The organism is Inquilinus sp. (genome assembly GCF_039594555.1).
GTDB lineage: Bacteria > Pseudomonadota > Alphaproteobacteria > DSM-16000 > Inquilinaceae > Inquilinus.
The window spans coordinates 1-9,895 of sequence record NZ_JBCNNF010000261.1 but is presented as its reverse complement, the minus strand read 5'-3'; the positions used below and the strand labels follow the sequence as shown (position 1 = coordinate 9,895).

Annotated in this window: 10 protein-coding genes; 9 read left to right on the top strand and 1 reads right to left on the bottom strand. The window is 71.2% G+C overall.

The window, feature by feature from the left end; genetic code table 11:
• The first annotated feature begins 209 nt into the window (after window positions 1-209).
• Together ABDW35_RS24190 and ABDW35_RS24185 are read left to right on the top strand one after the other, a co-directional pair.
• Window positions 210-689 carry a class I SAM-dependent methyltransferase gene (locus ABDW35_RS24190; protein WP_343716423.1) on the top strand — a complete coding sequence of 160 codons (480 nt, stop codon included), beginning with the start codon at window positions 210-212 and terminating at the stop codon, window positions 687-689.
• Between the two features lie 141 nt (window positions 690-830).
• Complete coding sequence (locus ABDW35_RS24185; protein ID WP_343716422.1) at window positions 831-1,883, top strand: bile acid:sodium symporter family protein; 1,053 nt, start codon at window positions 831-833, stop codon at window positions 1,881-1,883.
• Between the two features lie 120 nt (window positions 1,884-2,003).
• On the opposite strand, the gene ABDW35_RS24180 is transcribed toward ABDW35_RS24185, so the two are convergent.
• Window positions 2,004-2,711 (bottom strand): SDR family oxidoreductase, encoded by a 708-nt coding sequence (locus ABDW35_RS24180; RefSeq protein ID WP_343716421.1) that lies wholly within the window; start codon window positions 2,709-2,711, stop codon window positions 2,004-2,006.
• 94 nt (window positions 2,712-2,805) lie between these two features.
• On the opposite strand from ABDW35_RS24180, the gene gcvA reads away from it, so the two are divergent.
• The 7 genes from gcvA to ABDW35_RS24145 form a co-directional block, all read left to right on the top strand.
• Window positions 2,806-3,687, top strand: a complete 882-nt coding sequence (gene gcvA / locus ABDW35_RS24175; protein WP_343716420.1) for a transcriptional regulator GcvA — start codon at window positions 2,806-2,808, stop codon at window positions 3,685-3,687.
• A 53-nt stretch (window positions 3,688-3,740) separates the two neighbouring features.
• Window positions 3,741-4,172 carry a hypothetical protein gene (locus tag ABDW35_RS24170; RefSeq protein ID WP_343716419.1) on the top strand — a complete coding sequence of 144 codons (432 nt, stop codon included), beginning with the start codon at window positions 3,741-3,743 and terminating at the stop codon, window positions 4,170-4,172.
• 55 nt (window positions 4,173-4,227) lie between these two features.
• Window positions 4,228-4,905, top strand: coding sequence for a response regulator transcription factor (locus ABDW35_RS24165; RefSeq protein WP_343716418.1), 678 nt, complete (start codon window positions 4,228-4,230; stop codon window positions 4,903-4,905).
• Complete coding sequence (locus ABDW35_RS24160) at window positions 4,902-7,394, top strand: extracellular solute-binding protein (protein WP_343716417.1); 2,493 nt, start codon at window positions 4,902-4,904, stop codon at window positions 7,392-7,394. Before ABDW35_RS24165 ends, ABDW35_RS24160 begins: the two co-directional genes overlap by 4 nt.
• A gap of 235 nt (window positions 7,395-7,629) precedes the next feature.
• Window positions 7,630-8,577 (top strand): tripartite tricarboxylate transporter substrate binding protein, encoded by a 948-nt coding sequence (locus ABDW35_RS24155; protein ID WP_343716416.1) that lies wholly within the window; start codon window positions 7,630-7,632, stop codon window positions 8,575-8,577.
• Window positions 8,574-9,062, top strand: coding sequence for a tripartite tricarboxylate transporter TctB family protein (locus ABDW35_RS24150; RefSeq protein ID WP_343716415.1), 489 nt, complete (start codon window positions 8,574-8,576; stop codon window positions 9,060-9,062). The genes ABDW35_RS24155 and ABDW35_RS24150 overlap by 4 nt, the downstream gene beginning before the upstream one ends.
• Window positions 9,063-9,073: 11 nt before the next feature.
• A partial coding sequence (locus ABDW35_RS24145) for a tripartite tricarboxylate transporter permease (protein WP_343716414.1) occupies window positions 9,074-9,895 on the top strand: 822 nt, incomplete at its 3' end.

Genomic DNA, 9,895 nt, shown 5'->3' with positions numbered 1-9,895 from the left:
CGAACATCCCGAACATCTGGGTGGCGGCGGCCAGCTTCAGCAGGGTACGGCGGTCGAGCATGTCGGTCCTTTCGCTGCGGCCTCCGGGCGGCCGGGGCGTCGTGCCTTCCTTACCAAGCCGGACGGCGGGAAGCCAAGCCCGGCCTGGCGCCGACCCTTTGCAAGACGGCCGCCCGCGGCGTAGATCACGGGACCGCATGGAGATGCCGATGGACAGCCGCCTCGACCGCATGATCGCCCGCCTCACCACCCAGCGCCGGGCGCTGGACCGGGCGGCGGACGAGGTCCGCCTCGTGCCCGGCCCGGTGCTGGAGATCGGGCTGGGCAAGGGCCGCACCTACAGCCATCTGCGCAAGCTGTTTCCGGACCGCGCGATCATCGCCTTCGACCGCGACCTGCATGCGCCGGCGGATGCCGCGCCGACCGGCGCCGACCTAGTGCTGGGCAATTTCCGCGAGACCCTGCCCGCCTTGTCCGGCGGTCCCCTCGCCGCCCTGGCCCACGCCGATTTCGGCAGCGAGGACAAGGCCCGCGACGCCGCCCAGGCCGGCTGGCTGGCGGAGCTGATCGACCGGCTGATGGCGCCCGGCGGGCTGGTGGTCAGCGACCGTGCGATGCGGGCGCCGCGCTGGACCGCACTGCCCTTCGACACGCCGGACTGGCCGTATTTCATCTGGCGCGTGGGCTAAGGGAGCGTCGCGCCCCCTTCGCATTCGCAGCACATTGCCGCACTGCAACACACCCATGCCGGATCGGGGGTGGTCCGAGGCGGCTGGGTGCTATCTTGTATACGGAATGCACGGGTCACCCGAGCAAGACGTGAGAGTGTGATGAGCAAGGCACGCCGGGCTAAGCCCGACTGGTTCATGATCGCCCTTCCCCTCGTCGCCCTCGCGGCGTGCCTCTGGCCCACACCGGGCCTCACGGACGGGCCGCTGCACTGGGACTGGATCTCGACCTACGGCGTCTCCGTCGTCTTCTTCCTCTACGGCCTGACCCTGGCGCCGGAGAAGATGCGGGCCGGCGCATCGCATTGGCGGCTGCACCTCCTGGCCACCGCCGGCACCTTCATCCTGTTCCCGGCCCTGGTGCTGGGCGCCGGCGCGCTCGGGAAGGACTGGATCGAGCCCGGCCTGCTGCTCGGCTTCTTCTTCCTGGCCGCCCTGCCCTCGACCATCTCCTCCTCGGTGGCGATGACCTCGCTGGCCCGCGGCAACCTGCCGGCGGCGATCTTCAACGCCACCCTGTCCAGCCTGATCGGCGTGCTGATCACGCCGCTGATGATGGCCTGGTACACCCACAGCCAGGGCGCCCAGATGCCGCTTGGCCCGGTGCTGCTGAAGGTGGCGCTGCTGGTGGTGCTGCCGATCGTGCTGGGCCAGCTGGTGCGGCCTCTGCTCGCCGCCTGGGCCACCCGCCACCACGCCCGGATCAAGCTGGCCGACCGGGTCATCATCCTCGCGATCGTCTACGGCTCCTTTGCCGATTCCATGGCATCCGGCATCTGGTCGCAGCAGGACCCGATCGTCCTGGTCGAGATCGTCGTCGGCGTGGTGCTGCTGTTCAGCGTCACCTTCGCCATCATGTGGGGCGTCTGCCGCCTGGTCGGCTTCGACCTGCCGGACACCATCGCCGCCACCTTCTGCGGCTCGAAGAAGTCGCTGGCGACCGGCGTGCCGCTGGCCCGGCTGATGTTCGGCGCCACGCCGCAGCTCGGCCTGGTGCTGGCGCCGGTGATGGTGTTCCACTTCTTCCAGCTGATGGCGGTCAGCGTCATCGCCGGCCGCCTCGCCGCCCGCCCGATGACGGATGCGGAGGCGCGCGAAGCCAACCGGAACAAGAGCGAGAAGCCGACGCGCAGCCAGGCGGCGAAGGCGGCCTAGTCGCGCTTACCCCTCCCCTGTCATGCCCGGGCTTGACCCGGGCATCCAGAAGATGTCGACGCTCTCTGGATTGCCGGGTCAAGCCCGGCAATGACAGTTGGTGAGAAGGCAAGGTGAGGGTCAAATCCCCTTCACCAGCCCGCCATCCACCAGCAGGTTCTGGCCGGTGATGTAGCCGGCCTCGTCGGACAGCAGGAACGCCGTTGTGGCGGCGATTTCCTCGACCGTGCCGAAGCGCTTCGACGGGATCTGGGCGATCAGCTCCGGCGTCTCCGGATAGCTGTCGATGAAGCCGGGCAGCACGCTGTTCATGCGGATGCCGGCGGCGGCATAGCGGTCGGCATAGAGCTTGGTGAAGGCCGACAGGCCGGCCCGCAGCACCGACGACACCGGATAGGCCGCGCCGGGCTGCACCGCGCCGAAGGCCGAGATGTTGACGATGGCGCCCTTCCCGGCCCGCTCCATCGCCGGCGTGACCAGCCGGGCCAGCCGCACGACATTGACCAGGATCAGGTCGAGGCCGAGATGCCAGTCGGCATCCGGGATGGCGAGAATGTCGCCCTTGGGCGGGTGGCCGGTGTTGTTGACCACCGCATCGATCCGGCCATAGCGCTCGAGCGTCGCGTCGACCAGGCGCTGCAGGTCCGCCGGCTCGGTCACCGATCCCTGCACGGCGATGCCGCCCAGCTCCTCCGCCAGCGCGGTCACCGCGCCGGAGGTGGCGAACAGCGCCAGCCTGTAGCCGCGCTGCGCCAGCTCGCGCGCGATCGCGGCGCCCATCCCCTTGCTGGCGGCGGTGACGATCGCCACCCGTTCGGTCGTGCTCATGCTTAGATCTCCTGTTCGGCCGTGCTTGACAGATGCGCCCGCCGGGCCGAAGGGACAAACGGGAAGTTCTTCACCTAGGCTGCAGGAAAACTACATGCTCGCCGACCGGCTGCCGCCGCTGAACGGCCTGCGCGCCTTCCGCGCCGCGGCCCGGCACCTCAGCTTCCGCGCGGCGGCCGAGGCGCTGAACGTGACCCAGAGCGCCGTGGCCCAGCAGGTGCGCGGGCTGGAGCAGGCGCTGGGCGCCCCGTTGTTCGAGCGCCACGCCCGCGGCCTGGCCCTGACCCCGGCCGGCGAGGCATTGCTGCCGCCGGTCGAGCAGGCCTTCCGGCTGATCGCCGACGCGGCCGAGCGGATCATGCAGCAGGCCGAGGTGCTGACGGTCAGCGCCACGCCCAGCTTCGTGTCGCGCTGGCTGGTGCCGCGGCTGGACGGCTTCACCCGCCGCCATCCCGGCATCGATGTCCGCCTCTCCGCCTCCAACGACCTGGTCGATTTCCGCCGCGACGGCGTCGACATCGCCATCCGCTACGGCACCGGGATCGATCCCGGCCTCGCCGCGCAGCTGCTGTTCCCGGCCGACCCAGTGGCGGCGTGCAGCCCGGCGCTGTGCCGGCCCGGCGGCACGCTCGACCCCACCGATCTCGGCACCCGGGTGCCGCTGCTGCACGATTCCCATTTCCTGTGGGCCGAATGGTACCGCGCCGCCGGCCGCGACGAGGCCGAGGCCCGCCGCGGCGTCCGCTTCAGCCACACGCTGCATGCGATCGAGGCGGCGCTGCTGGGCCAGGGCATCGCGCTGGTGCCCCGGCCCCTGGTCGAGCGCGAGCTGCGGGCTGGGCAGCTGGTCGCGCCGGCGCTGGGCGTGCGCCTGCCGCCGGGCCGTGGCTTCTATATCGTCGCGCCGCCGGAGCTGTGGGACACCCGCAAGATCGCGGCGATGCGGCTATGGCTGCTGTCCGAGGCGGCCGCATAGGCGCTTGTGCCGGCCCGGACTCCGATACGATCATCCCGGACAGGGGGACGGTCATGACCATCGACACATCAGGGAAATACTGGGTCGGCACACATCCGCTGGACCTCAAGGCATATCTGCGCGCCTATGCCGAGGGGACCACGATCTCGGCATTCCGCCTGGCGCAATGCGCATGCTCGTCGACCGAGTTCAGGGTGGAGGCCGATGCCGACGAAGGCTGCGTGCGGCGCAATTGCGCCCGGTGCTCGACCGCGCATTTCGTCTGCGACAGCGGAGACTATGCGGCGGAGGCGAAGCTGACGCCGTGGCGCTGCAAATGCCGCTCCGATCAGGCCAATATCGGCGTTGGCTTCTCACTGCACGACAACGGGGACGTGCGCTGGCTCTATGTCGGGCTCCGGTGCCGCAAATGCGGCATGCTCGGCTGCATCGCCGATTGGAAGGTACAGTACGGGCCGTCAGCCCATCTTCCGGACACGGTCTGACGACGCCCAGCGTGATCGCCTTGCGGCGCCTCGTTCTTTCCGACAAGAAGAGCGCATGCGGATCCTTCTGGTCGAAGACAACCCGGATCTCGGGGAGGCGGTGGAGAACCGGCTGCGCAAATCCGGCCATTCGGTGGAATGGGTGCGCGACGGGCTGGCCGCGGTCGAGTCCGCCGCTCATGACGCCTTCGACGCGGTGCTGCTGGACATCATGCTGCCCGGCCAGGACGGCTTCGCCGTGCTGCGCGAGCTGCGCCGCCGGGGCGTCGACGCGCCGGTGCTGGTGGTCACCGCCCGGTCGGAGATCGACGACAAGGTCGGGCTGCTCGACCTCGGCGCCGACGACTATCTGGTCAAGCCCTTCGACCTGCGCGAGCTGGAGGCGCGGCTGCGCGCCCTGCTGCGCCGACCGGCCGGGCAGACCAGCAGCACCGTCGCGCATGGCAACGTCACGCTCGACCTCGCCGGCCAGGCAGTGACCGTCGCCGGCCAGCATGTCGAGTTCGGCCGGCGCGAGTTCCGCCTCTTGGAGATCCTGCTGGCCCGCGCCGGCCAGGTCGCGGCCAAGGACCGGCTGATGACCCAGCTGTTCGGCGACGAGGCCGATGTCTCGGTCAATGCGCTGGAGCTGCTGGTCTCCCGCGTCCGCCGCAAGCTGGAGGGCGCCGATATCGACATCGTCACCCTGCGCGGCACCGGCTACCGGGTGCAGCCCCGCGGATCCAAGGAGTGACCGCCAGGGCTGGCCGCGCCTCGATCCGCCGGCGCATGCTGCTGCTGACCGTGCTGGCGCTGCTCTTGGCCGGCATCGGCCTCGTCGCCCTGATCCGCGACTATGCCCGCGGCGCCTCGGACAGCGCCTTCGACCGGCTGCTCGCCGCCTCGGCCTTCACCATCGCCGGCGCAGTGCAGATCGAGGACGGCGCGGTGACGGTCGAGCTGCCCACCGCCTCGCTGGCGATGCTCGACTTCTCCGACGACGACCGCGTCTTCTACGAGGTGGCGGCGCCGGACGGCGCCTTCGTCACCGGCTATCGCGACCTCGGCGCCGGGCTGCCGCCGGCCGCCTCCGCCACCCCCGGCTTCGCCGACGGCTTCTATCACGGCGAGGCGGTGCGGATCGCCACGGTCGGCCGGCTGGTCTTCGTCGAGGGCAAGGCCGGCTGGGCCACCATCCGCGTCGCCGAGACCCGCGGCGCCCGCGCGGCGCTGGCGTCGGAGATCCTGGGCCAGGCCACCCTGCCCCTCGCGGCCCTCGGTCTCGTCGCCATCGCGCTGGTCTGGTTCGGCATCCGCTACGCCTTCGCGCCCCTGGTGGTGATGGAGCGGGAGCTGCGCCGCCGCGCCCCGGAGGACCTGTCGCCGGTGCAGGTGCCGGTGCCGGTCGAGGTGCAGCAGCTGGCCGGGGCGCTGAACGACTTCATCGCCCGGCTGCGCAGCGTGATGGAGCGGGTCAGCGGCCTGGTCGCCGACGCCGCCCACCAGGTGCGCACGCCGCTGGCCTCGCTGCGGGCCCAGGCCGAGGTGGCGGTCGACGAGGACGACCCCGACCGGCTGCGCGACCGCGTCGTCCGCATCCACCAGAACGCGGTGCAGGCCAGCCATCTGGTCAACCAGCTGCTGATGGACGCGACCGTGCGCCACCGGCTGGAGGCGCGCGAGGCCACCGCCGTGCCGCTGGACGCCATCATCGAGGATGTGCGCCAGCGCCTGGACTCCGAGGAGGCCGGCCGGCTGGTGGTCGCATTGGCGCCCGAGGCGGCGCGGGCCGAGATCAGCGGCGACCGCGTGGCCCTGCGCGAGATGCTGTGGAACCTGGTGCACAATGCCTTGACCCACGCGCCGAGCGGCGCGGTCGAGATCGAGGCGGCGCTGGAACGCGGCCGCGCCGTGCTCCGCGTCTCCGACCGTGGCCCGGGCATCCCGGAGGCCGAGAAGGCGCTGGTGCTGGAGCGCTTCACCCGCGGCGAGGGCAGCCGCGACCGGCCGGGCTCCGGCCTCGGCCTGTCGATCGTCCGCACCGTGGCCGAGGCGCATGGCGGCGCGCTGGCCCTGCTGGACCGGCCGGGCGGCGGGCTGCGGGTCGAGGTCGCACTGCCGGTCGCCGAGTCCGCACGGCGGCGTCCGGGTGTCGGCCCGGCGGCGACACTGCTGCTGGCCGCGGCGCTGCTGGCGGCATCGGTCGGACCCGTGCGGGCCGCGCCCGGCACCACCATCTATCCCGCCCCGGCCGGCGGCGAGCGGACGCTGACCATCCTCGGCGCCACCGACACCCCGCTCTTCGCCCGCTTCATCGCCGATTTCCAGGCCCAGCGGCCGGATGTCCGTGTCGTCTATCAGGAAACCGACACGCTGCCGATGTACCAGGCGGCGTCGAGCGGGCAGCTGTCGCCCGTGCCCGACCTGATGATCAGTTCCGCCCCCGACCTGCAGGTGAAGCTGGCCAATGATGGCTTCGCCCAGGCCTATGCCTCGCCCTGGCTCGACCGGCTGCCGCACTGGGCGCAGTGGCGGGCTGAGGCCATCGGCTTCACCTTCGAGCCGGCGGTGATCGCCTACAACCCCGACCTGCTGCCCGCGTCCGAAGTGCCGCATTCGCATGCCGAGCTGATCGCGCTGCTGGAATCGCAGCCGGAGCGGTTCCGCGGCCGGGTCGCCACCTATGACATCGCAATCAGCGGCATCGGCCACCTGCTGGCCAGCCAGGACGCGCTGATCTCCTCCAACTTCTGGCGCCTGGCCGCCGCCTTCGGCCGGGTCGACGCGAAGCTGAGCGGCAGCAGCCCGGAGATGCTGGACCGCATCGTCAGCGGCGAGCTGATCCTCGGCTACAACCTGCTCGGCTCCTACGCCTTTGCCCGGCAATCGGCCGGGCTGCGGCTGGGCGTGGTGGTGCCGGAGGATTATGCGCTGGTGATGACCCGCGTGGCCCTGATTCCCCGCGCGGCGCCGGATGCCGAGCTGGCCCGCGCCTTCGTCGACTACCTGCTGTCGCCGCGCGGCCAGGCGCTGGCGGCGGGCGTCACCGGGCTGGGCGCGATCATGCCCGACATCTCCGGCCCCTGGACCGCCGGCACCATCGCCGGCCGCACCGAGGGCGCGCTGCAGCCGATCCCGCTGGGCCCGTCGCTGCTGGTGGCGCTGGACGAACGCCGGCGCGAGCGCTTCCTCGAGACCTGGCGGCGCCTGGTCTCCGACAGCGCGCCGATGACAGGACGCTGACAGGTTCGGCGGCTAGACTGATGCTGCAACCGGGCCGATCGCGATGCCCGGGCTGAAGCAACAGGCCAGGGAGGTCCCGATGTCGTCCGAGATGCCAGAGCCCCGCGACCGGCGGCGGCCCGTTTCCGTTTCATCCATCACCCGCCGATAAGCGACCGGCCTGCGCCGAGCGGGCGCGGGATGCTATGCTTCCGGCAAAAACCAGACCGACAAAACCACAAGGGGGAGGACACCCATGAAGACATTCGCGATCGCCGCGCTGGCGGCCGTGCTGGCGCTGCCGCTGGCGGCCCGGGCCAACGACTACACCATCATTGCCCCGGCCGCGCCCGGCGGCGGCTGGGACCAGACCGCCCGGTCGATGCAGCAGGCGCTGCAGACCGAGGGCATCTCGCGCAGCGTCCAGGTCGTCAACGTGCCCGGCGCCGCCGGCACCGTCGGCCTGGCCCAGTTCGTCAGCCAGAACAAGGGCGACGCCAAGGCCCTGATCGTCGGCGGCTACGTCATGGTCGGCGGTATCATCACCAACAAGTCGCCGGTCACCCTGGCCGACGTCACCCCGATCGCCCGCCTGACCGGCGAGTACGAGGCGATCGTCGTGCCGAAAGATTCCCCGCTGAAGTCGGTGCAGGACCTGGTGGCGGCGCTGAAGAAGGACGCGGGCGGCGTGACGTGGGCCGGCGGCTCGGCCGGCGGCGTCGACCACATCACGGTCGGCCTCGTCGCCAAGGCGGCCGGGGTGGACCCGACCGAGATCAACTACATCGCCTATTCCGGCGGCGGCGAGGCCCTGGCGGCGGTGCTGAGCGGCCAGGTGACCGCCGGCATCTCCAGCTACGGCGAGTTCGAATCCCAGATCAAGGCCGGCGCGCTGCGTGCCCTCGCCATCACCAGCGCCGAGCGGCTACCCGGCGTCGACGCGCCGACCCTGAAGGAGTCCGGCCTCGACGTGGTGGTGCAGAACTGGCGCATGGTCGCGGCCGCGCCGGGGCTGAACGATGAGCAGAAGGCCGCCGTCGCCGCCGACATCGAGAAGCTGGCCAAGTCGAAGACCTGGCAGGACACGCTGAAGACCAAGGGCTGGATGGACACCTACCTGGCCGGCGCCGCCTTCGACAAACAGCTGGCGACCGACATCGGCACCACCCAGCAGATCCTCAAGGACATCGGTCTGGCCGAATGAGCACCGCCCCGGAACACGCCGCCAAACGTCGGCCGGACTGGCCGGTCCTGGGGATCGCCGCGGCCCTGGCTGTCGTCGCCGTGGTGCTGTTCTGGGACGCCGGCCAGCTCAACGTGAAGGGGTTCGCGGCGCGCTTCGGCCCCGCGATCTTCCCCCGGCTGATCGCCGGCATGCTGCTGATCCTGGCGGTGTGGACGGCGATCGACGCCTGGCGCGGCAACCCGCCGCCGCGCGAGAAGGACGACCTGCCGCCGATCGCCTGGATTGTCGGCGGGCTCGCCGCCCAGATGCTGCTGCTGACCACGGCCGGATTCTCGATCGCGACCGGGCTGCTGTTCGCCGCGACCGTCCGGGGCTTCGGCCGTGGCCCGTTGTGGAAGACCATCCCGATCGGCGTCGTCTTCGCCTTCGTGGTCTGGTTCGTCTTTAGCAAGGGGCTGGACCTGACCCTGCCGGCGGGTCCGCTGGAACGGCTGTTCTCGTGAAGGCCTGACGCATGGACACTTTCAGCTTCCTGGCCCAGGGCTTCGCCGTCGCCCTGCAGCCGGTCAACCTGCTCTACGCCCTGATCGGCGTCACCCTCGGCACCGCCGTCGGCGTGCTGCCCGGCATCGGCCCGGCCCTGACCGTGGCGCTGCTGCTGCCGGTCACCTATTCGCTCGACCCCGGCGGGTCGCTGATCATGTTCGCCGGCATCTATTACGGCGGCATGTATGGCGGGTCGACCACCTCGATCCTGCTCAACACCCCGGGCGAGAGCGCCTCGATCATCACGGCGCTGGAGGGCAACAAGATGGCCCGCGCCGGCCGCGGCGGGCCGGCTTTGGCCACCGCGGCGATCGGGTCCTTCGTCGCCGGGCTGATCGCGACGGCGGGGCTGGCCTTCATCGCGCCCGAGATCGCCAAATTCGCCATCTCCTTCGGCGAGCCGGAGAAGTTCGCGCTGATCGTCCTGGCCTTCGTCACCGTCTCCGCCGCCTTCGGCGATTCGCCGATGCGCGGCCTGACCTCGCTGGCCATCGGCCTCGCCATCGGCCTGATCGGCCTCGACGAGCTCAGCGGCCGGGCCCGGCTGACCTTCGGCAGCCCGGAGCTGCTGGGCGGCATCGGCGTCACCATCCTGGCGGTCGCCCTGTTCGCCATCGGCGAATCCCTGTCGGTGGCCGGCAGCCAGGCCCGCACCGAGGAGAAGGTCGAGGCGATCCGCGGCTCGATCTGGATGAGCAAGTCGGACTGGAAGCGGTCGTGGAAGCCGTGGCTGCGCGGCACCCTGTTCGGCTTCCCGATCGGGGCGATGCCCGCCGGCGGCGCCGAGATC

Excerpts from the sequence above, each read along its gene's own strand:
- ABDW35_RS24190 (WP_343716423.1), top strand. The coding sequence starts at position 210 with ATGGACAGCCGCCTCGACCGCATGATCGCCCGCCTCACCACCCAGCGC.
- ABDW35_RS24185 (WP_343716422.1), top strand. The coding sequence starts at position 831 with ATGAGCAAGGCACGCCGGGCTAAGCCCGACTGGTTCATGATCGCCCTT.
- ABDW35_RS24180 (WP_343716421.1), bottom strand. The coding sequence starts at position 2,711 with ATGAGCACGACCGAACGGGTGGCGATCGTCACCGCCGCCAGCAAGGGG.
- gcvA (WP_343716420.1), top strand. The coding sequence starts at position 2,806 with ATGCTCGCCGACCGGCTGCCGCCGCTGAACGGCCTGCGCGCCTTCCGC.
- ABDW35_RS24170 (WP_343716419.1), top strand. The coding sequence starts at position 3,741 with ATGACCATCGACACATCAGGGAAATACTGGGTCGGCACACATCCGCTG.
- ABDW35_RS24165 (WP_343716418.1), top strand. The coding sequence starts at position 4,228 with ATGCGGATCCTTCTGGTCGAAGACAACCCGGATCTCGGGGAGGCGGTG.
- ABDW35_RS24155 (WP_343716416.1), top strand. The coding sequence starts at position 7,630 with ATGAAGACATTCGCGATCGCCGCGCTGGCGGCCGTGCTGGCGCTGCCG.
- ABDW35_RS24150 (WP_343716415.1), top strand. The coding sequence starts at position 8,574 with ATGAGCACCGCCCCGGAACACGCCGCCAAACGTCGGCCGGACTGGCCG.